24 protein-coding genes and 1 other RNA gene are annotated in these 24,844 nt (G+C 51.2%); 6 read left to right on the forward strand and 19 right to left on the reverse strand.

Annotated elements, in window-relative coordinates; all coding sequences use genetic code 11:
- Window positions 1-52 precede the first annotated feature (52 nt).
- The 6 genes from B2Z72_RS07095 to B2Z72_RS07120 form a co-directional block, all read right to left on the reverse strand.
- Window positions 53-979: a porin gene (locus B2Z72_RS07095; RefSeq protein ID WP_296982606.1), complete on the reverse strand. Its 927-nt coding sequence runs from the start codon at window positions 977-979 to the stop codon at window positions 53-55.
- Between the two features lie 283 nt (window positions 980-1,262).
- Complete coding sequence (gene phoU, locus B2Z72_RS07100) at window positions 1,263-1,979, reverse strand: phosphate signaling complex protein PhoU (protein ID WP_296982607.1); 717 nt, start codon at window positions 1,977-1,979, stop codon at window positions 1,263-1,265.
- A 12-nt stretch (window positions 1,980-1,991) separates the two neighbouring features.
- A complete protein-coding gene (gene pstB / locus B2Z72_RS07105) occupies window positions 1,992-2,795 on the reverse strand; it encodes a phosphate ABC transporter ATP-binding protein PstB (RefSeq protein ID WP_296982608.1) in 804 nt (267 codons plus the stop codon).
- A gap of 35 nt (window positions 2,796-2,830) precedes the next feature.
- On the reverse strand, window positions 2,831-4,111 hold the full coding sequence (gene pstA, locus B2Z72_RS07110; RefSeq protein WP_296982609.1) for a phosphate ABC transporter permease PstA: 1,281 nt from the start codon (window positions 4,109-4,111) through the stop codon (window positions 2,831-2,833).
- Entirely contained in the window at window positions 4,104-5,477 is a 1,374-nt protein-coding gene (pstC, locus tag B2Z72_RS07115; RefSeq protein ID WP_296982610.1) for a phosphate ABC transporter permease subunit PstC, read from the reverse strand. Before pstC ends, pstA begins: the two co-directional genes overlap by 8 nt.
- A gap of 85 nt (window positions 5,478-5,562) precedes the next feature.
- Window positions 5,563-6,606 (reverse strand): PstS family phosphate ABC transporter substrate-binding protein, encoded by a 1,044-nt coding sequence (locus B2Z72_RS07120; protein ID WP_296982611.1) that lies wholly within the window; start codon window positions 6,604-6,606, stop codon window positions 5,563-5,565.
- Between the two features lie 563 nt (window positions 6,607-7,169).
- Here B2Z72_RS07120 and B2Z72_RS07125 point away from each other — a divergent pair.
- Window positions 7,170-7,586, forward strand: coding sequence for an acyl-CoA thioesterase (locus B2Z72_RS07125; RefSeq protein WP_296982612.1), 417 nt, complete (start codon window positions 7,170-7,172; stop codon window positions 7,584-7,586).
- Between the two features lie 46 nt (window positions 7,587-7,632).
- On the opposite strand, the gene B2Z72_RS07130 is transcribed toward B2Z72_RS07125, so the two are convergent.
- From B2Z72_RS07130 to B2Z72_RS07145, 4 genes are read right to left on the reverse strand one after another with little or no spacing between them, the layout of a single operon-like run.
- The gene (locus tag B2Z72_RS07130; protein ID WP_296982613.1) at window positions 7,633-8,862 is read right to left on the reverse strand and encodes a UbiH/UbiF/VisC/COQ6 family ubiquinone biosynthesis hydroxylase; all 1,230 of its coding nucleotides are present in this window, start codon (window positions 8,860-8,862) and stop codon (window positions 7,633-7,635) included.
- A 2-nt stretch (window positions 8,863-8,864) separates the two neighbouring features.
- Window positions 8,865-10,133 carry a 2-octaprenyl-6-methoxyphenyl hydroxylase gene (gene ubiH, locus B2Z72_RS07135; protein WP_296982614.1) on the reverse strand — a complete coding sequence of 423 codons (1,269 nt, stop codon included), beginning with the start codon at window positions 10,131-10,133 and terminating at the stop codon, window positions 8,865-8,867.
- Window positions 10,134-10,150: 17 nt separating this feature from the next.
- On the reverse strand, window positions 10,151-11,464 hold the full coding sequence (pepP, locus tag B2Z72_RS07140) for a Xaa-Pro aminopeptidase (RefSeq protein ID WP_296982615.1): 1,314 nt from the start codon (window positions 11,462-11,464) through the stop codon (window positions 10,151-10,153).
- A 34-nt stretch (window positions 11,465-11,498) separates the two neighbouring features.
- Entirely contained in the window at window positions 11,499-12,050 is a 552-nt protein-coding gene (locus B2Z72_RS07145; protein ID WP_296982616.1) for a UPF0149 family protein, read from the reverse strand.
- Between the two features lie 175 nt (window positions 12,051-12,225).
- On the opposite strand from B2Z72_RS07145, the gene B2Z72_RS07150 reads away from it, so the two are divergent.
- Window positions 12,226-12,438, forward strand: coding sequence for a TIGR02449 family protein (locus tag B2Z72_RS07150; protein ID WP_296982617.1), 213 nt, complete (start codon window positions 12,226-12,228; stop codon window positions 12,436-12,438).
- Complete coding sequence (locus tag B2Z72_RS07155; protein ID WP_296982618.1) at window positions 12,431-12,745, forward strand: cell division protein ZapA; 315 nt, start codon at window positions 12,431-12,433, stop codon at window positions 12,743-12,745. Before B2Z72_RS07150 ends, B2Z72_RS07155 begins: the two co-directional genes overlap by 8 nt.
- A 73-nt stretch (window positions 12,746-12,818) precedes the next feature.
- Here B2Z72_RS07155 and B2Z72_RS07160 read toward each other — a convergent pair whose 3' ends face one another.
- From B2Z72_RS07160 to B2Z72_RS07185, 6 genes are read right to left on the reverse strand one after another with little or no spacing between them, the layout of a single operon-like run.
- Complete coding sequence (locus B2Z72_RS07160; RefSeq protein ID WP_296982619.1) at window positions 12,819-13,079, reverse strand: DUF3467 domain-containing protein; 261 nt, start codon at window positions 13,077-13,079, stop codon at window positions 12,819-12,821.
- Between the two features lie 15 nt (window positions 13,080-13,094).
- Window positions 13,095-13,508 carry a DUF4150 domain-containing protein gene (locus tag B2Z72_RS07165; RefSeq protein ID WP_296982620.1) on the reverse strand — a complete coding sequence of 138 codons (414 nt, stop codon included), beginning with the start codon at window positions 13,506-13,508 and terminating at the stop codon, window positions 13,095-13,097.
- Window positions 13,509-13,518: 10 nt separating this feature from the next.
- Complete coding sequence (locus B2Z72_RS07170; protein ID WP_296982621.1) at window positions 13,519-14,169, reverse strand: DUF3540 domain-containing protein; 651 nt, start codon at window positions 14,167-14,169, stop codon at window positions 13,519-13,521.
- Window positions 14,170-14,195: 26 nt separating this feature from the next.
- A complete protein-coding gene (locus tag B2Z72_RS07175; RefSeq protein ID WP_296982622.1) occupies window positions 14,196-15,293 on the reverse strand; it encodes a pentapeptide repeat-containing protein in 1,098 nt (365 codons plus the stop codon).
- On the reverse strand, window positions 15,290-18,193 hold the full coding sequence (locus B2Z72_RS07180; RefSeq protein WP_296982623.1) for a DUF2169 family type VI secretion system accessory protein: 2,904 nt from the start codon (window positions 18,191-18,193) through the stop codon (window positions 15,290-15,292). The genes B2Z72_RS07175 and B2Z72_RS07180 overlap by 4 nt, the downstream gene beginning before the upstream one ends.
- Window positions 18,194-18,217: 24 nt before the next feature.
- Complete coding sequence (locus tag B2Z72_RS07185) at window positions 18,218-21,019, reverse strand: type VI secretion system Vgr family protein (protein ID WP_296982624.1); 2,802 nt, start codon at window positions 21,017-21,019, stop codon at window positions 18,218-18,220.
- Between the two features lie 419 nt (window positions 21,020-21,438).
- Here B2Z72_RS07185 and ssrS point away from each other — a divergent pair.
- Window positions 21,439-21,618: non-coding RNA, 6S RNA (gene ssrS, locus B2Z72_RS07190), on the forward strand.
- A 6-nt stretch (window positions 21,619-21,624) separates the two neighbouring features.
- A complete protein-coding gene (locus tag B2Z72_RS07195) occupies window positions 21,625-22,227 on the forward strand; it encodes a 5-formyltetrahydrofolate cyclo-ligase (protein WP_296982625.1) in 603 nt (200 codons plus the stop codon).
- A 22-nt stretch (window positions 22,228-22,249) separates the two neighbouring features.
- Here B2Z72_RS07195 and B2Z72_RS07200 read toward each other — a convergent pair whose 3' ends face one another.
- A complete protein-coding gene (locus B2Z72_RS07200; protein ID WP_296982626.1) occupies window positions 22,250-22,381 on the reverse strand; it encodes a hypothetical protein in 132 nt (43 codons plus the stop codon).
- Window positions 22,382-22,512: 131 nt separating this feature from the next.
- Between B2Z72_RS07200 and B2Z72_RS07205 the strand changes: the two genes are divergently transcribed.
- On the forward strand, window positions 22,513-22,977 hold the full coding sequence (locus tag B2Z72_RS07205) for an EVE domain-containing protein (RefSeq protein ID WP_296982627.1): 465 nt from the start codon (window positions 22,513-22,515) through the stop codon (window positions 22,975-22,977).
- A gap of 54 nt (window positions 22,978-23,031) precedes the next feature.
- Here B2Z72_RS07205 and B2Z72_RS07210 read toward each other — a convergent pair whose 3' ends face one another.
- Together B2Z72_RS07210 and B2Z72_RS07215 are read right to left on the reverse strand one after the other, a co-directional pair.
- Window positions 23,032-23,499, reverse strand: a complete 468-nt coding sequence (locus B2Z72_RS07210) for an ester cyclase (RefSeq protein ID WP_296982628.1) — start codon at window positions 23,497-23,499, stop codon at window positions 23,032-23,034.
- Between the two features lie 102 nt (window positions 23,500-23,601).
- Window positions 23,602-24,549, reverse strand: a complete 948-nt coding sequence (locus tag B2Z72_RS07215; RefSeq protein WP_297004439.1) for an alpha/beta hydrolase — start codon at window positions 24,547-24,549, stop codon at window positions 23,602-23,604.
- Window positions 24,550-24,844 lie beyond the last annotated feature (295 nt).

The following is a 24,844-nucleotide window of genomic DNA, read 5'->3' on the forward strand; positions in this document are numbered from 1 at the left end:
GTCTTAAGTGAACAGCATTGCGCATTACGGGGCTTTTTTGTGGCGCATGTGATCAGAATTTATATTCCAGACCAACACCGTAGTACTGAGCGTTCACGCTTTCATCGTCGCTTTCTTCACTGGTCGCATAAACAAAGGTCTTGGCGACTTTTGTCAGTTTGTAATCCGCTCCCAGGCTGTAAGTAACGCCACCCTCTTCTTTGATATCGGATGCACCGTACTGAGCTTTCAGAGACACCTTACTGGCGACTTTTACTTTTGCCGAGGCCATCCAGCCGTCTTTGCTGTCAACGCCGTCATCCTGTGTTTCCCACAGTGCACCAAGCTGTACCAGGCCAATACTGTACTGACCTGCCACACGCTGTGCTTCGGTGCCTTCGTCCGAGACATCAGTGTCATACGCATAAGCCAGATAAATATCGCCACGCTGATAAGCCAGAGAGGCCGACAGACCGTTGTTGATTTCTTCATCTTCTGAGTTGATATGGTCAACCGTTGCGGTCAGGCCAGCAAACTCAGGCGAGGTGTATTGCACACTGTTTTTGGCACGGTTTTCACTGTCGCTGATAATATGCTTAATATCACCCTGCAGATCGTTAAACAGGTCGACTTTTTTCTGTGCCTTTTTGAACGGGGTATCAAAAATACCGGCCTGCAGAGTACCGTAAGCGCTTTTAATACCTATGTAGGTATTACGCTGTGCGAAGGTACGGTCTGAGTCTTTATCACCGTCATCCGGATACATTTCAAACTCAGCCTGATAAATACCGGTAAGCCCGGCATCCAGATCAATCGTGCCTTTCACACCCAGACGCGAGGCATTGGAATTCAGCTGGGCAAGATTACCCGCGTCTTTCTGCTGCACAAATTCCTGAGCGACATTGATCTTGCCGTAGAACTCAGGTTTTTCTATTTCAATGGTTTCCGCATTCACAGCCAGCGGGGCTGCAACAGCAAGGGACAGAGCAAGTTTTTTCATTGTTACGTTCCAGTTCAGTGTTCACTCAGTGACCTGTGAGCGGCAAGGGTTGCTGCAGCACCGGCTTTCAATCATGACGATAATATTTCAGTTAGATTACAGCTTTGTTACAACAAAGCCTTTTATTTCATTTTCATGACATATTTCTGAAAGTTTTCTGACATGAACATAGCTGAAGCGGACGAAGCTGCCAGTTACCGGGCACCAGTTCTGACAGCAGACACAAAAAAGCCCGCCAGGATTTCTCCGGGCGGGCCGTGAATCAGCCAAAAAGTGCTGACGTTTATTCTTTCGTGGCAGCTTTTTCTTCGATCTCTGTGAGCGAGCTGTGACGGACATCGGTGCCGCTGACCAGATAAATCACCTGCTCTGAGATATTCCGTGCATGGTCACCGATGCGTTCGATGGCACGCAGAATCCACAGAATATTGATCGCCTGACCAATGGAACGCGGATCTTCCATCATATAGGTGATCAGTTCACGTAATGCGGACGCATACTGCTGGTCAACGCGTTTATCGGTGCGTACCACTTCCACCGCGCCGTCCACATCATGGCGGGCAAAAGCGTCCAGCGCACCTGAGATCATTTTCACCACTTCTGCGCCCATATAACGCATGGCCTGCTGACACAGGTTGTTACTGGCGTTGTCCGATACTTCGAGCGTGTGAATCGCGATCTTGCTGGCTTCATCACCGATGCGCTCAAGGTCACGCACCACACGGGAAACTGCCAGAACCATACGCAGGTCAGAAGCCGCTGGCTGACGACGCACCAGAATCTGGGTACATTCGTGGTCGATAGCAACTTCCATCTGATCGACTTCGTCTTCGCGACGGATGACGTCATCGGCGATGCGGGTATCGCCATTGCAGATCGCTTCCACCGCGTTGGCAACCTGGCGCTCGACCAGACCACCCATGCCCATCATATGGTTACGGATGGCTTCCAGATCAGCGTTGAACTGACCGGAAATGTGTTGGTTAAAATTCATATCCATGCTGACGTCCCCTTAACCGAATCGGCCGGTAATATAGGCTTCTGTTAATGCGTGTTCTGGTGTCGTGAATACCTGATCCGTCGGATTCACTTCGATCAGCTGACCGAGGTGGAAATACGCCGTACGCTGGGAGACACGGGCAGCCTGCTGCATTGAGTGAGTCACGATGGCAATGGTGTAGTTTTCACGCAGCTCATCGATGAGTTCTTCAATTTTAGCAGTTGCAATCGGATCCAGCGCGGAACATGGCTCATCCATCAGAATCACTTCCGGATCAACCGCAATGGTACGGGCGATACACAGACGCTGCTGCTGACCACCGGACAGACCAGTACCCGGTGCGTGCAGACGATCTTTTACTTCGCTCCACAGGCCGGCGCGCTGCAGACTTTTTTCTACGATCTCGTCCAGCTCAACGCGGGTATGCGCCAGACCGTGAATACGTGGACCGTAAGCAATGTTGTCGTAAATGGATTTCGGGAACGGGTTTGGCTTCTGGAACACCATACCGACACGGGCGCGCAATGGCACGACATCCATTTTACTGTCGTAGATATTTTCATTGTCCAGCTCGATAGCGCCGCCAACACGACAGATATCGATGGTGTCATTCATGCGGTTCAGACAACGCAGGAAAGTCGACTTACCACAACCGGATGGGCCGATCAGGGCAATCACTTCGTTCGCACCAATGTCCAGGCTGACGTCAAAAATCGCCTGTTTTTCACCATAAAATACATCCACATTGCGCGCCGTCAGCTTCGGTTTATCACTTAACGGAACGCCGTGTGTTTCGTGGTTCTCAATAATACTCATAAATCAGTTATCCAGATCTTAAATTCGTTTAATGATTACCAACGGCGCTCAAGACGTCGGCGCAGCATAACAGCGGCAGTATTCATCACAATCAGGAAGCCCAGCAGAACAATAATGGCGCCGGATGTACGTTCCGTGAAGGCCCGTTCCGGGCTGTCTGACCAAAGGAAAATCTGCACCGGCAGAACCGTTGACGGATCATTCACAAACCCAGGTACGTCGACCACAAACGCCACCATACCAATCATCAGCAGCGGCGCCGTTTCACCCAGAGCCTGTGCCATACCAATGATGGTACCGGTCAGCATACCCGGCAGTGCCAGCGGCAGTACATGGTGAAAGACCACCTGCATCTTGGAAGCACCCAGGCCATACGCTGCTTCGCGGATGGATGGCGGCACAGCTTTAATAGCAGCACGGCCGGAAATAATAATGGTCGGCAGCGTCATCAGCGTCAGAACCAGACCACCCACCAGCGGGGTGGAACGCGCCACACCAAAGATGTTGATGAAAATAGCCAGACCGAGCAGACCAAAGGTGATCGACGGTACCGCCGCGAGGTTGTTGATGTTGATTTCAACAAACTCGGTAATTTTATTTTTCGGCGCAAACTCTTCCAGGTAAATCGCCGCCGCCACACCAATCGGGAATGACAGCAGGAAGGTAACCATCAGCGTCAGCAGAGTGCCTTTAATAGCACCGTGAATACCAGCCATCTCAGGTTCACGCGAATCACCGTTGGTGAAGAAGCGGGTATTGAACTTGGTATGCAATGCACCGCTGTCCACCCAGCCATTCAGCCACTTAAGCTGCACGTCCGACAGACGGGAATGCTCGCCTTCCAGTTCACGATCATGCTTGAACCACTGGTCGACATCATCGTCCGCCAGCAGATCAATGCTGATGGTTTTGCCAATCAACGAAGGATCCGCCTGAACTTCTTCCATAAGCTGCCAGGATGCTCCCGAGCTGATCAGACTATAAAGCTGACGGCGCTCTTTGCGGCCATCCGGCTGCATAGTGGCTTTCAGATGATTCTTGATCAGGCCATCAAAATTCGCCCGGCGGATTTCATCGTCATCCGACTTTGACGTCAGCCCCAGCGTATCGCCATCGAGCAGGATCTCAGTGGTGACAAAAGTCTGGGTAAAGGCAGAAGTACCTTTCGACAGAATGTTGCCAAACAGAACCACCAGGCACAGCAGACCAAACAGTACAGACGCCATACCGTAAACACGGAAGCGGGATTCCGCCGCACGGCGGCGCTTCATGCTGTGCTCTACTTTTTCACGGGTTGTTATCAGGTTATCAGTCATATTGTTCCCGGTATTTCTGCACAATTTTCAGAGCGACATAGTTCAGCGCCAGCGTAACAAGGAAGAGCACCAGACCCAGCGCAAACGCTGCCAGCGTTTTCGGTGAATCGAATTCCTGGTCACCTACCAGCAGGGTAACGATCTGCACAGTTACGGTGGTCACACTTTCCAGAGGGTTGATGGTCAGGTTGGCCGACAGACCCGCCGCCATGGCGACAATCATGGTTTCACCGATAGCCCGTGACACCGCCAGCATAATCGCACCAACGATACCTGGCAGTGCTGCCGGGATGACCACCTGGCGCACGGTTTCGCTGCGTGTGGCACCAAGACCGTAACTGCCGTCGCGCAGAGACTGTGGCACAGCATTAATCACGTCATCTGACAGAGACGATACGAACGGAATAATCATCACGCCCATCACCAGACCGGCGGCCAGAGCACTTTCGGAGGACACATCCAGTCCCCAGCTTTCACCCAGACCACGGATCACCGGAGCCACGGTCAGAGCGGCGAAGAAGCCATACACAACCGTCGGAATACCGGCCAGAATTTCCAGCGCCGGTTTAGCATAAGAACGGATACGCGGCGTCGCGTATTCAGACAGATAAATGGCCGACATCAGACCGATTGGCACGGCAATCAGCATGGCGATAAATGAAATCAGCAGCGTACCGGCAAACAGCGGAACGGCACCGAACTCACCGGAAGAACCTGCCTGATCAGGACGCAGGGCAATCTGTGGCGACCAGCTGGTACCAAACAGGAAGTCGAATACATTGACCTTGCCGAAGAACATCCAGGATTCATACAGAACGGAAGCCAGAATCCCCAGTGTGGTCAGTACCGCAATACCAGAGCTGGCGAACAGCATAGTACGTACCAGACGCTCAACTTCAGAGCGGGCACGCAGTTCGCCCTGAATGCGGCGCCAGCTGAGTGCCAGACCCAGCAGAGCCAGCGCCAGAATCATGCCGGTATGCAGCATGCTGGTACGGGATTCCAGGGCTTTAAGGTGATCCACTGCCGGCGTCAGTTCCGGGCTTTCAGCCAGTCCGCTGCCGCTGGCCAGGTTGTGCACCTTACTGATGGCAAGCTGGATATCCGTGGCAGTACCTGCCTGGATATGCTGTGGCAATTGCACGATCAGCAGGTGATCCACAACCCGTTGTTCAAACAGACTCCAGATAATCAGCAGTAACAGAGGTGGCAGACCGGTCCAGAGAGCAACCAGGGCACCATAGTGAGTTGGCAGGGAATGCAGTGTAGCGCCCTGATTGGCAATGGCCCGCGCTTTGTTCCGGCCCAGCAGGTAGCCCCCGCCAAGCAGAATCAGAAGCACGATAATGAGACTACTGTAATTCATGAGGTCTTGTCTGAATGTTAAGTTATTGAACGTGCAAAAGCCGGAGCATGCCCCGGCTTTTACTGTGTGGTCCGCAGAGACCTACTTACTTGGCAGACAGGGTAATCAGATCTTTAGCAACCTTAACCTGTTTTTTGTAAGCCTCTTCTGTCAGCGGGATCATACCTTTTTCTGACAGGTAACCGTCTTCACCCATGGCACGTTCAGAAGTGAACTCAGCCAGGTATTCTTTGATACCAGGGATTACGCCAACGTGTGCTTTCTTAACATAGAAGAAAAGAGAGCGGCTGATTGGGTAAGAGCCATCGGAAATATTGTCGAAAGTCGGGATTTTACCGTTTACAACAGCACCCTGCACCTTATCTTCGTTCTCTTCCAGGAAGCTGTAGCCGAAGATACCGAATGCATCAGGGTTAGCGACCAGTTTCTGCACGATCAGGTTGTCGTTTTCGCCGGCTTCAATGTAAGCGCCGTCTTCACGAACACCGTGACATACGGCTTTGTACTTGTTCTTGTCGGTCTTTTTCATCTCTTTGATGAACGGGAAAGTCTTACAGCCACCTTCCATTGCCAGTTCAGCGAAAGCGTCACGGGTACCGGAAGTTGGTGGAGGTCCCAGAACTTCGATTTTCTTGTTTGGCAGAGCCGGGTTTACGTCTTTCCAGGTTTTGTATGGGTTATCAACCAGGGTCTCAGAACCGTCAGCAGCCGGAACAACTTTAGCCAGAGCCAGGTACAGATCTTTCAGCGTAACGCTCATCTGCTCAGCTTCGTGAGAGTTAGCGAAGGTGATGCCGTCGAAACCGATGGTGATTTCAACGATGTCTTTAACGCCGTTCTGTGCACACAGCTCCACTTCAGATGGCTTGATCGCACGGGAAGCGTTAGTGATGTCAGGAGTAGCGCCACCAACACCGCTACAGAACAGCTTCAGACCGCCACCGGAACCGGTAGACTCAACCTTTGGAGTACGGAAGTCAGTAGACTTACCGAAACGTTCAGCCACAACGGTAGAGAACGGGTAAACAGTGGATGAACCAACAATGCTGATGTAGTCACGTTCTGCGTGAGCAGCAACGCTCATTACAGAGGCCAGTACGGCAGCGCCGGTTAACAGAGCTTTTTTCATAATCGCTTCCTTTGTCATTCCGTCCAGTGGGCGGATGTATCGTGTTTGGTTGCTGCGGATTATTGAGGAGCAATGTTACAAAAATATGACATCCACATCGATTATGACACTGATATTACAGTTATGTGACAGCAGGATGGGCCAACAAACCCAGTAACGGCGTGGCCTGAGCGACAGTTGATGCTTTTCTCAAAGGCCATCAGACTGTTGTCATAAACATAGTGTTGCCAGTAAAGCGCCGCTGGCTGAGCTTCCCTTGCCGGGTCATCAACGGAAAGGGCAGGAATTGCCAGCACACAGAAGAAGAGAAGCAATAATTGCACGATGGTTTTACTTTAAGATTTAACCTGCCAGCAATACCGCTGATTGGCCACTTAGTTACCCGCCAGGGGAAGTATTTACCGGTCAGCACATCCCTGTAAGTTATTGATATTTCTGACTTCAACTGCCGTCAGGTTATTGATAACCTGCCGTTAATACTATGTTTCAGGCCAAAGTCGGGTGTTTTGCCTGAATAAAAAACAGTACACTCGCGGAAAAATAATACTAACTCTGGTTGACCCATGAATTATCAAACTGAGGCGCGCGACGATTGTGAGCCCTCACCGGAAGGCGAACTCACGCTCCGTCTGATTCCTACCCGTAACGAAACCAATGTCCACGGTGATATCAGTGGTGGCTGGGTAGTTGCACAAATGGACCACGCGGCAGAAACCGTCGCTACCCGTCTGGCAAAAGGCCGCATAGCCAATGTCGCACTGGAATCTGTGGTGTTTATGTCGCCGATCCGGGTTGGCGCTGCCGTGTGCTTCTATACCCGTCTGCTGGATATCGGCAGTTCATCTATCCGCATCGCCATCGAAGTCTGGACCCGCAACCCGAATGAGCCAGCGCGCCATAAAGTCGTGGATGCAGTCTTTGTGTATGTGGCCATTGATGAGCATGGGCGCATCCGCCGCGTACCGAAAGATAAAGCCTGAATCAGGCATGAGCCCCGGCAGGGCTCAGCCCGGCTGACGTGGCTGGTCAGTCCAGCCCCATGGCTTTCATCACAACATGCTGTTTGACCGGTAACAGGCGGTCAAACAGACGCATGCCTTCATTGCGCATCCAGCGCAGCAGCGGGTCATCTGCAGCAAACAGACGTTTAAAGCCTTCCATTACCGCCATGGTGCTCAGGTTATCCGCCTGACGACGGCGCTGATAACGTGCCAGCACCAGCGCACTGCCAATATCCAGACCTTTCGCCTGGGCGCGCAGCAGTTCTTCCGCCAGCGTCTGAGCATCTTTAAAACCAAGGTTTACACCCTGTCCGGCCAGTGGATGAATGGTGTGTGCCGCATCGCCGGCCAGCACAATACCTTCACACCAGTAATCTTTGGCGTGGCGCTGGCGCAGCGGGAAGCGGGCTTTGGCTGAGCTGGCCGTAACCGCGCCGAGGCGCCCTTCAAAAGCCTGAGTCAGCGCGGCATTAAAAGCATCGTCGTCGAGCGCCAGCAGCTCATCGGCCTCTTCTTCAGAAGTTGACCAGACAATAGATGCCAGATGTTCATCGTGCGGCATTGGCAGAAAGGCCAGCGGCCCCTGTGGACGGAAGCGCTGCCAGGCAGTCGCGGCGACCGGCTGCTCACAGCGCACGGTTGCCACAATGGCGTGATGACCATAATCCCACTCGCGGGTTGGCAGCCCGGCCCAGGCCCGCACCCGGGACAGTGCGCCATCGGCACCAATCACCAGTTTCGCCTGCAACAGAGTGCCGTTCTCCAGCGCCACCGGGGTGTAGCCCTGAGCGTCACGGTTATCGAGATAACGGACCTTTTCAGCAAGGATATCCACAGCGCCGTGGCCGGCATCAGCGGATGCCTGCAGGCTCTGCTGAATACCCCACAGCGTATGGCGGTTTTCTACGATATGTCCCAGTGCCGGAACATGCAGGTCAGCGGCAGCAAAGTTTACCGCGCCAGTACCCTCACCATCCCACACCACCATACTGGTATAAGGTGCCAGACGTTCTGCCGGGATATTCTGCCAGGCGCCAAGCTGCTCGAGGAAAGCGCGGGTTTTTTCGGTGAGAGCCGACACGCGCAGATCGAAGTCGCTGATATCCGTTCCCGCCGCCGGCGGCTGCTGTGAGAAATTCGGATCGATCAGCGCTGTTTTCAATGGCTGTTTCAGCGCCTGATTGCCCTGCACCAGCGCCGCCGCGATGGACTGACCCACCAGTCCGGCGCCAACAATAACTACATCATATTGCATGGTTATTCTCCGCTGATGCCAGCTCTCGCCGGCGCTGAAGTTACCGGGGTCAGAGCTGCCGCTTTCTGGCCTAACCCCATAGCATGACGGGTGAACAGGCGTCGCGCTGTCGGTGCTGCAGCCATGGCCAACAGACCAGCATCACGCAACACACTCACCACTTTCGAGGAGGAGCCGAACATCTTCGGCAGCAGATCGCTGGCACCAACCGTATTGAACTGATCCGCCTGCTGCTGGCGCTCATAGGCCTGCAGCATGTTCAGATCGCCCAACGCTGTACCCTGAGCAAAGGCACGGTTGAGGTGCTCTGCCAGTACTGCGGTATCACGGATGGCAAGGTTAAACCCCTGTCCGGCCACCGGATGCAGACTGTGGGCGGCATTGCCGAGTAACACCAGCGAGCGGCGTACCTGCTCTGAGCTGCGCACCAGCCCCAAAGGATACGTCGCCCGTTCGCCCGCTTTCTTCAGCCGGCCCAGACGGTAACCGATCTGGGTTTGCAGACGCGCCAGTAATGCGTCATCGGACAACTGCATAACGCCGTCGATCTCATCGTTATTCAGGGTCCAGACCACGGCAAAGTGATTACTTCTTAACGGCAGGAAAGCGATCGGGCCATCGCTGCTGAAACGCTCATACGCCCAGTGGCCGTGAGGCTGATCAACTTCTACCTGAGTGACCAGAGCATGTGTGCCATAGTCGTTTCTTTGATGACGGATACCAAGACTGGACGCCAGCGGTGAGCGCGCACCATCCGCCATCACCAGCAGCGAAGTCTGCAGCTGAGTACCATCGGCGAAGGTCAGCAGCGCACCTGCTGCATTCATACTGACCGCGCTGACGCTGGCCGGCGCCTTGATATCAACGCCCTCACGGGCGATGGTCTTCAGCAGGCCATAACCCAGTGCGGCGTTCTCAACGATGTAGCCCAGCGCCTCAGCATTCTGTTCACTGGCATGCAGATGCGCCTGCCCAAAGCGGCCCTGATCCGATACCTGAATATGTTCAATGGCACAGGCACGTTCCTGCATCAGAGACCAGAGACCAAGCTGCTCCAGCATCTGCTGCGTGCCGTAAGACAGCGCCGTAGCGCGCCCATCAAAGCTTGGCGGGCGACTGGCCAGATCGCCATCCCAGTTCAGTTCATGACGATCAATCAGGGTCACGTTAAGACCCGTGCTTATGGCCGGACCCAGCAGGTGGACCAGACTGGCACCCACCATACCTGCGCCTAAAACCACGACATCGGTCTGTGGAATCTGTGCATTCATGCTGTTCTTTACCTTTCTCAGCCCTGAATCAGAGCCTCTACGTCTGCGACGTCTTTTACCACGCCGGTGGTCAGTACCTTGCAGCCGTCTTTGGTGACGACGACGTCATCTTCGATGCGGATACCAATACCACGCCATTGTTCGTCGACGGTCAGATCATCCGGCGCGATATACAGGCCGGGTTCAATGGTCATTACCATGCCTTCTTCCAGAATGCGCCATTCGCCGTCGATGCGGTATTCACCCACGTCGTGGACATCCATACCCAACCAGTGACCGGTTTTGTGCATGTAAAACGGTTTGTAGGCCAGGCTTTCGATCAGTTCACTGACCTCGCCCTGCAGCAGGCCGTATTCCACCAGACCTTCAACCAGCACTTTCACTGCCACTTCGTGCGGGGTGTTCCAGTCAACGCCGGGTTTCACTGCGGCGATGGCGGCATAGTTGGCGTCCAGTACCAGTTGGTACAGCTTGCGCTGCGGCTCGCTGAACTTACCGTTGGCCGGGAAGGTACGGGTAATGTCTGAGGCGTAGTAATCCAGTTCACAACCGGCGTCGATCAGAATCAGATCGCCATCTTTAATTTCTTCGGTGTTCTGGGTGTAGTGCAGAATACAGGCGTTATCGCCGGTACCGACAATGGACGGGTAAGCCGGCCAGCGCGAACCCGCAGCCATAAAGGTACGCATCAGCTCGGCTTCCAGCTCATATTCGTACATGCCCGGTTTTACCATGCTCATCACCCGGGTATGGGCGTCGGCACTGATGTCCGCCGCACGCTGCATCACTTTGATTTCCGCCGCCGATTTGATCAGGCGGATTTCATGCAGCAGATGATCCAGTGCGCTGAATTCACGTGGTGGCGTGGCACCGTTACGCACCTGCATTTTGATGTGGTTGACCCACTGCATCAGCTGATTATCAAAGTTCGGGCTGACCCCAAGGCTGGCGTACACACGGTCTTTGCCTTCGATCAGGCCTGGCAGGATGTCGTCGATATCACTGATCGGAAACGCGTCATCACAGCCCAGCACCTGCGGAGCCGCTTCCGGACCAACACGGCGGCCGGTCCAGATTTCCTGCTCTTTGAGTTTCTCCTGACAGAAGAGTACATATTCACCATGCTCACGGCCGGGAAGCAGCACCACCACCGCATGTTCTTCAGCAAAGCCAGACAGATAATAGAAATCAGAATCCTGGCGAAACGGGTGCTCAACATCGCGGTTGCGGATGGTGGGCGGCGCCGAGGGAATGATGGCGATGCTGTTCGGGCTCATCATGTCCATCAGTTGCTGACGACGTTTCGCGTACTCTTTTGGATCTAACTTCATAATTACCTCGGTTGCCGTAAAAACGAACAATTCATTAATGCAGGGTTTTGCTGGCAGGACCCTGTTTGTTCATGGCGTAGAAAACGGTCAGAGCGGCGATACGGGCATGTTCCGCCAGCTCCAGATATAACATTTCATTGTCCGGGTCGGCCGGATCATCCAATTGTGCGTTGGAGAAAGCGTCCAGATCCTGCAGCACTTCCATCACGTCTTCCGGCACTTTGCCCTGTACCCGGCCAGACGCACCGAAGCCATCAAGAAAACCTTTGCTCCACTGTGCCAGACACTCCACCTGCTCATCGATATCGGCATCTTCATCCGCAGGCAGCAGGATAGCGAAATCCATGGCTTCGCCGCTGAGGCCGGTCAGTACTTCTTCATAGAAGTCGCGCAACAGATCTTTCAGGTTATCCGGCAGGTCATTTTCAAGCTCCAGATACTCCTGCGCTTCCACCATCCAGGCATCATCGGTCAGGCGGCCACCGGCGGAAAGAAAACCCGTCAGCCAGCCCTGCAGGGCGGATGGTGTCTGAAAACAGCCGGACTCAACCCAGAGGTCGGCAGCGGTGTTAAAATCGATGGTCATAATATCCCCGGAACATTCAATAAGGTTGGCATTCTAACACCGACGCCACACAGATTTCTGCGATAATCGGGAATGTCGCTCAGCGTCAGCTTCCACTCGTTGACCATCCGGCCAAGTGCCTCTTATAGTGTAGCGTGAGGCTTAACAGAACCTTCTGAAGATCAACGGAAAACTGATGCAAAACCCTGAACTGCGCAACCTGCAGCGAAAGATTGAAAAGTTAATCAGTGCGCACGAGACTCTGCGTGAGCAGAATAAGGCTATGCGTGTTGCTGAGGCTGAATGGCAGGCAGAGCGTGCCAAGCTGATGCAACAGAACGAAATCGCCCGCCGTAAGGTTAACGAAATGATTACCCGCCTGCAGACTCTGGAGCGCAACAGTGGCTAATTCTTCCCGTATTCTTGAGCTGACCATCCTCGAGCGTGAGTACCGTATCAACTGCCCGGAAGGCGCAGAAGAAAAACTGCGCGAAGCAGCGCGCTACCTGAACGACAAAATGGCAGAGATAAAAAATGCCGGAGCAGCAACAGGTAAGGTACTTGGAACAGACCGTATTGCCGTTATTGCTGCCCTGAATATCGCCAACCAACTGCACGAACTGCAGGCCGAACAGGCGGAAACCCGTACTTCGCTCGCCACCATCGACGCTCTGGTGGATGAAGCACTGGAACAGGATATGCAGCTGGAGTTATAAACAGAGCTGTGATCCGCCCATTTTATCAATCGACAATAAAGCGGACCTGAGTCCGCTTTTTTGTGCGTTGCTTTCAGCCACCCTGTTGCTCACGCAACAGCGCCTGCTGTGCCTCCATTAACGCCTGCTGCAGACGTTGTTGCAGGTCGTAGGCATTGGCCAGCGACATCACAATGCGGTTATTGATCACCGCATTACCCGGCGACGATTTATGGTGGTTACCGAATTCAAATGTCACCTCATCGCTGCCAACAAAGATATTGGCAATATCGCGGTAACAATATTCGAGATCGGGCGACACATAGGCACTGATTTTTACTTGCTGATCACTCATAACTGCATATTACCTTCAGGACATAATCAGGACTTTGGTTTGTGAAGGTGCCAGCGTCATGCCGCCTGGTGCATTGGTCAGATTCTGCATCGCCGGAGACAACATTTTCGTCGCCGGCATCCCGCCGGTAAAGACTTTAACACTGCCCATCATGCTGCGTGCCGGCCCCATCATCATGCCCGACATCACACCGCCCAGAGCCCCCGCGTTATCCCCCATACTCATAGGAACCGTGGTTGCCAGATTATGCGCAGGCATCATGTTGATGAAATGCTTCAGCGAGCAGGTCGGCGGTAACGCCATCGGCAACATGGCGGTATTGGGATAAGGCATGGGCGTCGGGATTGGCCCCGCTGGCGATGGCACAGGTGTCAGACAGACATCCGGCATAGCAAATTGCATCCCCGACAATGAACAGTTAGCAAACATAAAAAGCCCCTCAGCCCATGTGAATATGTTCACCATCGATGCGCGTATCTTTCTCGCTGACCATAATGGTGTGTTTTGAATTCATGCTGTAGAGCCCGCGACTGCTGTGCGCCATATTGCCGGTCTCCACTTTATCCATTTCTTCTGTTTTGCGGGTGTAATTCTGAAACTGCTGAACAGCCTGCTTTGCCATGCTCTGCAGCCAGTCAGTGATCAATTGCAGACGCCCGATTCGCACCGTCATGCGTTCCCCACTCACCAGGCCGGTATCAAACTGACCGATAATTTCTGCACTCTTGATAACCTGCTGGGTAGATAACTGAGTAAGACGATCACTGTACAAGGTCAGAGACTCTGTACTGGTCAGAGAGAGGTTCTGAGCGCCGCAGATATCCGTCTCTTCCGCCAGCGATAACCTCATGGTGCCTGTGTCACGCTCAAGAATAGCGAGTATATATAATACCTGCCCGGCGCTGCTCACCAGTACAGTATCACCCGCTTGCGGTTCCACCAGACAACTGAATGCCTGCTTTGCCTTAAGAGTGCGTCCATTTACTTCGATACGCCATAACCCGGATTCTGCAGACACCACAACAGCCTGGTATTGACTGTCATTTGCCAGCGGCAAGGTAACGACTTTTTCACCGTTATAACTCATCATCTGTTCTCCTTTTTTGCTGACATCGGTCAGGATGTAATCCAGTTACGTGCTTTTTTACGTTGTTCATCTGTGCCCTGCGCAGCTGCTTTGTTTGCGCCCTGCCAGACACATTGCTCGTCGTACATTTCATGCAGCTTCGCCATTGTCAGGTCGGATGCTGAAAAATCACACTGCATAAAAACAGCATTGGAAAGATCTGCATAATGGAAGGATGAACCTGCGAACACGCAATTGCGGACAACAGATTCATTCATCATCGTCATTTCAAAATTAACTTTTCTGAAAAAACATCCGTCTGCGTTAATCTTCTGCAGACTAGCCTGCTTCAGATTGCAGCTATCAAACGAAGCTCCGGTAAGCTGAGCTTCATATAAATTGGCCATTTCCATATCTGCGCCATCGAAACGGCAACGCTGAATGTTACTTCCGGAAAAGGCGGTCTGTTTCAGATCGCATGCGGAAAAATCGCAACCAGAAAGATCACATTCTTTCAGCTGACTTAACGACAGGGTCATGCCAGAGAAATCGACACCTGGTAATTCAGCTCTATTCAGAAAAACCATACTGAACTGACACTGGTCAAATTGATTATCTGAGAATTCACATTGAATAACCGATGCCTTGCGGAATGAACACTGTAAAAATGATACCGAGTTAAGTGAACTTTCATTCATTGAATGAGTATCAAAAAGACAATCAGAAAATGTCGATCGACTCAGATCAGAATTCTGAACAATACCCTGAAAAAAGGTAACACCTTTCATCATACTGGCCGGAAATTCCGAGTTGATAATATTGCATTGAGAAAACCGGATATCTTCAAATACACTCTGTAAAAACAGGCAGCCAATAATATTCACACCATGAGCATCAAGCGTATCAAACCGGCAACGTTCAAAGCGGCAATCGTTGAACAATACATCGGTAAGATCGGTTGCAGAAAAAACACAGTCAAAAAATTTTGCCTGCGGAAAAACCCCACCACTTAAATCTGCCTGAAAAAAGCTTATACCGTGGTATTCAGCATCACTGATGATGTCGCCATTTTTAACCTGAGCAATTACACCCGTTGCGGTCGTTGCTGCTTCTGTTGCAATAAGGTCGTTCAGTCGCAGATTACTCAAGATGGTCTCCAGTCACGCAATACGGTGGCATCGAGATTCGCGCCACTGAAATCCGATCCTTTAACAATTGCCTGGATAAAATCCGTCCCATACATATTGGCGCCACGAAAGTTGGTATCGGTCAGGCGCGCCCGGGTCATAATGGACTCCATCAGATCGGAGCGGTTAAAACTGGCATGACTCAGATCAGCCTTCTGAAAACGGGCACTGACACTGCGGCAACCATCAAACAGAGCGCTTTTCAGAGCCGCTCCGCTAAAGTTGGTATATTCAAGACGGGCATTGGCGAATACTGCTTTTTCAAAACGGATATTCTGAAGGTTGGCCATATTCAATACCGCATCAGTGAAATTTAACTGCTTGAAAACAAAGTCTTCATCAGAACTGACGAAGCAATTACGGCTCATATCCGCAGATGTGAAATCAACCCCTTCCAGCCGGCACCCGACCCAAACCGAAGAAGGCATAACAGCACCATTGAAGCGGCTGTTAATTAATGAGGAATGTACAAAACTGCAGGTTTCCAGTTCAGCCTGTTCAAACACACAACCTTCAATGGTAACTTCCAGAAATGCCCAGCCGCGGACAGAAGCATTGCGGAAGCTGACGCCATAGAGACTGGTTTCCAGCGCATCCGGCATTACTATGGTGGCGGAATCAAAAATTGCCTGAAACAGGTCTGCTTTACTCAGTATCGTATTTTTCACAGAGCAGCGGACAAAGCGTGTACCATGGCAGATTGCGGATCCGATATTACTTCCATCGAGCACAGCATCGGTCAGGTCAGCACCACTCAAATCCGCTCTTGCCAGTACAGCGCCGGTAAAATTCGTGCCAACACAACTGGCACCACGCAGATTCACCTGCTCCATCAGGCAACCGGAAAAATCCAGCCCATCCAGTTTACAACCACTGAGATCAAGACAGGCCCAATCCTGCCGACTCAGCGCTGCTGAAGTATTCACACAGCGCATCAGCTGCTGCCGCCGCTCTGCATCATCGCTATGAGGCGACAGACCGTCTGCACCGAAATGAGCAGACAATACGTAACCAGACATAAACTGATCACGTAACTGCGACAGAGTGTCTGCTACATCGCCTTTCAGCCTTTCTTCCAGCGCCAGCAGACGCGCTTTTACTGCGCTTAAAGACTCACTTCCCGCCAACATTGGATTAGCTGACTGCTGATGCACGGCTTGCCTGGCTTTGATCAGCTCAGCATCTGCAGCAATCAATTGCCGTCGTATTTCCTGCTCGTTCAGACGAGGTAATTCTGTTCGTTGCGGCGTAGCGGATTGCTCTTCTGCAGACAATGATTCCAGACGCTGCAGTAATGCTTTTCTGTGCTGTGGTTCGACTGCAGAACCCGTAGCGGATACAGCTTCATCGCCGCGATCCATTTGACGCAGAATATCTTCAAATGACCGTTTTATCTGTGGATTAACATCAGTGATAACAGCGCGTTTGCGGGCTTCTGCGAGATCGTCAATTTCCCTGATAACACTGTCCATTTTCTCAAACGTAAACTCAGAGAAATCAATGGACGAAGAACCTGATGCAACGCCAGGCAGAAGTTTGTCCAGCACGCTGAGCATAGGGTCTGGCTCCTGAACAGCGGGAGCAGCGTCAAGACTCGCAATAAGATCTGCTTTTTTATCGGCAGCGATATCTGCCTGATCTATTCTTTTTTTGGCATCCTCGATCTGCTCACTGAGGTGTTTTTTAATTTCCTCATTCACCGCTGCGGTTTTACGCTGCATATTCTCTGAAAAAGCATTTTTTCCGCCACCTGCTGCGCCCTGCACATCTTCGGTTAACATCTGTAATGCTGTTTTATGATCAGGAGGAATCAGGTCTTTAGTATTCAGCGAATCTTCCAGAGGAGAAGGGTTTTCGATACGTCGCAGCAAGGCGTTGCGGTAGTGTGCTGCTGGCTGTGGATTTTCAGCATATTCATAGCCTAATAACACATGGCTGATTTCTTCAGCATCATCACTACAGGCTTCTGTCACACCACGCCAGATCAGCTGAACGACACCATCTTCTGCCGATTGTGAGCTGCCGCTACCGGAGACGGCTTCAGGGAAAAACCAAACAGTATCAAGATTAAGACTGATATCCGCTAACTGATAACCGCCGTTATCATCAGCGCGCTGGCGGATAACACAACGCGGAACCAGGCCGGGCAGATTACCCTTTATCTGTGGCAGTCGGGGACTTAGCCCTTCCAGCTGATAGGCTTCATTACCGCGGAGAAAGCCAGAGAACCACTGATCATCCGGTGCTGACATAAAAAGCCGCCAGTCCATATCCTGTGGATAGCCAGGAAAATAATTTTCCATGTATCTCTTATCATACGTTCCCTGATATTTAGCACGCTGCGGACAGTGAACAGGAAGAGGAGAATAACCTGCCGGGGTATAGCGTTTTTTTGCCGACTCAGTGGTTTCTGACAGCAGTTCAATATTAGGTAATTCCTTAGTCTGAAACCCTTTTCCAGCAGGATTAAGGTCATAATTCTGACCACCATAGCTGTAGCTGTAACGCAGGGGCATGGCAACGAAAGGTTGCGGCGACGATGGCAGTCCCGCCGTCCACTGCCGGTCACCAAACACGTTCAGACTCTTTTCCTGATCAGCCAGCTTCACTCGGGTTTTACCCGCCGTGACCATCTGATTATCCGCAGCGCAGAAGCGTCCGCTCAGCAACCATTCTGTGAAGGGTTTGGGCATGCCCATATCCAGCAACGGCGGATCATCCATTGCCTGCATCATGGAATCCAGATAGTCATGAAGCAGCACTGGCTTACTATCTCTGAGAGAAATGCACATAGAAGCCGATACCACCCAATACCAGCGGCGGTTGTGTTCCAGGACTCTGCTGCTGGCTGTCAACTGCATAGGTGAACAGATCTTCATAATCGATTACACAAAAATGCAGGTATAAGCAGTGTTCAGTTTGACACTGGACTGATCCAGGGCAGTAACATCACTTTTAATACTGACCAGACTCTTTTCCAGCGCTGTATTTTTATTAACCAGATCAACCATGCCGCTGTAAACCGATGCCCGCAGCTCGCTCACTAATTGGGCGGCCGGAACATCGGCTTTTACTCTTCCTTTGGCGTTGAATTTCAGTTCGACGCCCGGATTGAGGTCTACAGAAATTTTATTAGAAAATCCCGCATCAATATCAATGGTTCCGGATAAATCTATTTTCATATTCAGGTTACCACTGAAACTGATTGCCAGAGATACATCACGCTGAGCTGACAGTGAAAATGATGTTGTTCCACCAAAATTAAACGATGATTTCGCCGACTCGGAATAGGAAAAATCCATTTCAGCACTGCCCATACCATTTTCAACTTTGGTGTTGTAGGCCGCCAGTGCTCCTGTAGCTACGTTATAACTACGGGATTCGGATATCCTTGAATCATCGGTTTTGTAGGATTTGGACCAGGATGATTTGTGATTCTGTCCTTTGCCATGCCATGTCGTTTCTTCGGTAACAAAGAAATCACCCTCTTTTTTAGCTGTCATATCCGATGTCAGCTGGCCGGAAGAATTCCAGGTCTTAGCAAAAGTTTCGCGGTTTTTCTTCTTTTCCCATGCACGCAGAACGCCATTATGGAACGTCATTTCAATATTGGCGGTATTAGCATCTGTATGGGTTACTTCCAAACTATTAACGCGATCAGATACATCAATACCTTCACCGAACTTATAGTCGTAGGAGGCATTGTAACTTTTACTGACGTTCATACCTCCGGCACCCCAGGCACCATCAGTGTTAACCGAGAAGGTTTTCCCTGTTGCCGTTGTGTCTATACCTGTTGTGCCATATGACGAAGGTGTTACATCGTCGCTGCTCAGACCATTCATTTCCAGCTGGCTGAAGTCTACGCTGGTCCAATCCGGGCCGGTGTTTTCAAGAATATCGCCACTACGGCTGTCCAGCTGAACTTTTATATTCAGCGGTGCTTCCTGATCAATAAAGTTTTCTTCGTAACTGTTACCCAGATTGTAATTCCAGTAGCCACCGAAATCGTACAGATTGCCATTATGCCAATGCAGCTTATCGCCTTCCCGGATTTCAAATGCGTCACCGTAGTGACGGGTAATAATGTAATCACCTGAACTTTCATCGGCGTCTGTGATTAAAGCCACACTGGTATCGGATGGATCAATAAAATTATTATTCTGATCAAATGCACCACGATTGGTGTAATAGTTTTTGATCGTGCCACTCAGAGCACTGTCGTCTGCTCTGTTATGCTGAACCGTTGTACTGTAGTTATAGCGACCTTCTTTCGAACTGAATAACAGCATTCCCTCGGTTTTTATCACTGCATGATTCGGATTCGCATGAGTTACCGGTGCAGGATGACTGGAATTTTCCAGCGCGTATTGAATATATGGGCAATTAGGGTTGCTGTAATGGAAGCCTATCGACACCTCGGTGCCCGGTGATAATGGCATATCGTGACTGTTCATTCCGGCAGTCGCCTGAGCCTTCCGCAGCCAGGGCAGGGCTGAGTAATCATTGATAAAACCATTAAACGACACTTTATAGCGGCCGAACTCATTGCGTTGAGGTAACAGTGAAGATTGGGTATCACTGACCACCTTGCCAATCAGAGAACTGGCTTCCGGCTGAGGTGTGTTAAGCGGAGGCCGGTAGCCAACCGTTGCCGGAATCAGTGTTACTTCCACTTCATAGCTGGCGACTTCAGATGATTCCCGTCCACGGCGAACTGTGCGCAGCGCTGCAAGATTCTGACCGCGATGCTTACAGGAAATAACGACCGCCTGCGCAAAATCCCCATCGTCGTCTGTATTTACAATAAAGCCCGGATAAAAAACAGGCTGATCATGACTGGCTACCACATAGCTGCGCATTCCCGTCATGGCTTCGTAGCGCGCCTGAGCAAGATAAGAGGCTTCATCACTGGATTCGATGTCACCTATCTGTACCGTAATTTCCTTTTCGTTTTCTTCTTTATCTGCCGGATAATATTCTTCAATCAAAGTACTGGCGGTTTGTGGGTTATAGCCAACCACTTTAATCTGAACAGGACCTCTGGAATTTGTTTTCTCTTCCCAGTCGTAAAATTTCATCAGATCGTTCTGACTGCTGCCACTTTGGGTTTTAAAAATACCGTCGATAAAATCCAGATAATCAGCACCATCGGCAACCACTAACTGATTTTCGAAATGATCGAAATAATAGTAAATCCCCCAGTGTTCAGTTAAGCGACTGAAAAAACTGAAATTGGATTCCTGATACTGGCAAATCAACTGTTTTACCGGCAAGGTCGCACCAAGGCTGATATTAAGCGAAGTACCGCTATTATCTGCATCTGCCCTTAGCTGGTAGTCGATAATATCTGAAATATCGTTACCGCTTTCGTTGTAGAAAATTTCAGATTTATTATTGGTATCTGCGAGTAACAATTTAGGACGCAGACACAAAGTCCAGAGGCCATTCTTTGCTGATACATCAGTAATATAACCGCGAATGAAAATATCCTCACCATACAGATCTTCGTCGGGCTTTACTGTGTAAACGGCATCCTCGTTAATCGCTTCCGCCAGGCGCAGATTATCCGGAGCCTGACAGACAAGCCGGTATTCAAAAGGCGCACTGATGGATTCGTACCCCTCGACTTCCACCACAGTTAAATCGGTGCTGCCGACGGTCAGTTTGAAGGCGGGTACAGACATAGAAGCTTCCTGTCATATTCCTGTCATGTGATACAGGAATTCCATTGCATTTAGTTATTTAAGCGTAACCGCTTATTTAAATAACTCATTAATCAATCAGATGTTCCGACGTTGACGGAACAGCCCGATATGACTTTGCAGCGACGACTTTCTGCTGGCTATGTTTTGCTTAATTCTCCCGGGACTCATTCCCCTCAGGACATAACGATGTTCATAACGACGCTTTGTTATCCCATCCCGGCAAGCAAGATTCACAACGTATCACACAAGGCGGGCGGATGTTACATTTGTGTACAAAGTGAAAGTATTAGTCCTTTGACTGATATTCAAGTTTTATGCTAAGCCAGAGATGCTTTCAGTGCCTGTCTTTTTCTTGTAACAGGGGTCTTTTTAGCATTTTCATTCTGTTATAATTGCTCTGCTCCCTGGGGTGTTTGCCAGTCGATAAAGACCTGAGCCGATGCACTTTATTATGGAAGGTTTCATTCGCTGATGTGCGCATGTCCGCCTGACGGAAAGCCTGATTCAGTGTCTGGCCTGCCACCTTGGACCACAGGGTTCAAGGGCTTTATTTATGACAGCGGCACAGTGGGGAGCCTCTTCTTTTGACTGCTGAAAAAACAGACATTCCAGGCAAAGTTCAGATACGCCGCCAGATGCGTAGCGCGCGTCGCAATTTGTCCCGTTCATTCCGTCGCCAGGCCAGTATCGGTCTTCTGCGTTCTCTGGATCAGTCACCACAGTTCCGTTCCGCCAGACGTATTGCTGTCTATTTAACCAACGACAGCGAGATCGATACGTCGTTTTTTATCCGCACCCTGCAGAAGCGCAACAAGACGTTACTGCTGCCAGTACTGCATCCGCTGCGCAAAGGCCATCTGAGTTTTCTGCCTTATCATTCGGGCAGTCCGATGACGACCAACCGCTTCGGCATTGCCGAACCGGATTTCCGTCGTCTGAAAGCCGTACCAGCGAGCTTTATCAGCGTTATCTGTATGCCACTGGTCGCTTTTGATGAAAGTGGCAACCGGCTGGGCATGGGGGGTGGTTTTTACGACCGTACACTGGCGTTTATGCACAGACCGGGTCAGCGTCCGTCCTTAATCGGCTGTGCCTATGAGCTGCAAAAAATGCCAGCCCTGCCAGCAGAACCCTGGGATATTCCGTTAAATGCGATTGCAACGGAGCAGAAACTGCACCGCTTCTGATTGCGGCGCAGCAGAGTGGATATCAGCGGATACTGTTTTCCAGTGACATCAGGCGTTCAGGACGATTAGGATCTTCACCGTTCATGGCCGAGGTAACCGCAGCTCCGAACAGGAATACGACGGTCAGAAGGATAAGGATATCAGGCTTTTTCATTGTTATTATTTCTCCACAAGTAAGCAGTCTGGTACATCAGATAACCGTGTTCCCCAACAACGGCCATCTACCGGAATCAATATGACAGCATCTGACCAGCAAAAGTCAGACCATTAGCGTATATAACTAAGATGAATTACTGGTTACTGAAATCAGAACCGTCAGCCTTCGGCTACGAAGACCTGGAGCGTGCACCAGATAGGCGCACATTATGGGACGGCGTGCGTAATTATCAAGCCCGCAACATACTCAGAGATGACATAACTGTGGGCGATCTCGCATTTTTTTACCATTCCGCCTGTAAAGAGCCCGCAATCGTCGGTATTTGCCGGGTCACACGCACTGGCATTGCCGACCCGAGCGCCTTTGATCCGGCCTCAGATTATTACGATCCGGCTTCAGACGGAGAGAACCCGAAGTGGATTACCATTGAAGTCGAAGCTGTCAGTGCACTCAGGCCGATCATAAAGTTGAAAGATATGCGCCAGGATAGCGCACTGAAAGACATGGTTTTGCTGAATCGTTCCCGCCTGTCTGTACAGCCGGTGAGCGAGACAGAGTGGCATCACATCATGGCGCAGACTAAAGCCGTCTGACGACATGCATCCCGACCTCCTGCCGTTAGCAGGAAGGTCTCAGAGAATGGCGAATCAGAAGGCGATGGCCTGCAGCTTCGCCGGCGCAATAATGCGCTGCACCTGCTTAAACAGATCGCCGGTATCCAGCACAGAGTTACCACTGACGACTGTATTGCGCCGCACCTCCCAGAACGTTGCAGCATGCAGCACCACCATCTTATCCACAGGCTGAAATCCCATCAGCGGCTTAACCAGTGTGCCACTGAACGTGGACTGAGTGACCACGCGATTGCCTTCACAGACGATCTCTTCCACAGAGACACAGAAATCATCCATGGCCGCGCGCACGATACCAATCAGGGTTTCCATTCCTGCCAGATTCATCGGCATATCCACCATGCTGGCGTGATAGGTGAAGTCCCTCGCAGCCAGAGATTTCACCAGATGAAAGAAGCCCTGATTCCAGGTCAGCTCAATAAAATTGCCAACCAGCCGCTTATTCATTTCAGCCTGAGTAAGCGCTAACACCTGATTATCCATAATGAATCTCCACTGCCATATCCTGCGTAAGGTAGTGGTAAGCCCGGCAGATAAACAGGGTCGATCGTCCCATTTTGGCGGTCCAATCAGGCCAGATAACTCTCAGTCAGTCAGCCATTCAGCTAATTGCTGATAAATACGCTGACGCTGCTCCGGTGACTCGTTGACCAGATGATGCTGGCCGCCCGGCAGAATCTTCAGGCGCTGATTGGGAAACTTTTCTGCCAGTACTTTCATATTGTGCTGCCAGTCGACCGTCTGATCCGCATCGCCCTGAATAATGTTAACCATTACCGAGGATGGCGGCAGAGACTCTACATAAGGCAGCCAGACTTTCAGCGCACTGACCCAGCGGACATTTAGATGATGAGGCTGCAACGGATCGCGCAGCAGAAATTCACCAAACTCCGGATTACCTGAATTCTGTTTGAACTTGCGCTTAACCCGGCGCACAAAGAAGCGGGCAAAGGTATGTATTATGCGTCCGGACGCCCAGCCCTTCGGACGCACCAGAGGCGCCATCAGTGACACCGCAGCAAACGGATTCTGCTCCGCGGTGAAGTGTCGCTTCAGCAGATAGTTGATCAGAATGGCGCCACCCGTGCTCTGCCCGAACGCATACAAAGGCCCCGGCAAATGCGCCTGAGCCTGCTGCAGAACCTGACTGAAGACCTCGTCGTACTCCTGAAAGCTGTCAATGGCCGCCTGCTCGCCACTGGACAGTCCATGCCCCGGCAGATCAAAGGCGACTACGTTCCACCCCTGTTGCAGGCAAAAACGGATCAGCGAGCCATACAGACCGACGTGATCGTAATAACCATGAACGACCACAGCAGTCCCTTTGGCATCCGCATGTTTCCACACCTGAACCGCCACCTGATAACTGCTGCACTCCATCAGGCCGGCGTAATGACCAACCGCGCCCTCTTCCTCGAGCCCCAGCGAATAGTAATCACAGTACTGCTGCCATAATGCACCTTCGGCAGGCTGGCTCAGATGCCAGTCCATTGCACTCAGTTCTGATACAACGCCGTTCTTACTCCAGCTCATTGATACATTATCCCGGATTCAATCAGTCTTTATTGTCGGCTAAAAATTAACAATTGGCACGTTTAAGCTGACAACAGATGGTTTCAGAAAACAATCCAGTACTTCATCAAAGAGCCACATCTGCCCACAACCTCAGAGAATTAAAATGGCCCCATGAGTTGCCTGTCCTTTATCCGATGTAACCAGGAGATAAACAAAGCAGTACATATCGAACTCAGCAGGGTCAGAACAGTTGTGCTCAACCGAGCACCCGAACCCAACACCTACGCATAAAAAAGGCCGCATAAGCGGCCTC

Source organism: Thalassolituus sp. UBA6592 (assembly GCF_002433655.1).
Lineage (GTDB): Bacteria > Pseudomonadota > Gammaproteobacteria > Pseudomonadales > Oceanobacteraceae > Venatoribacter.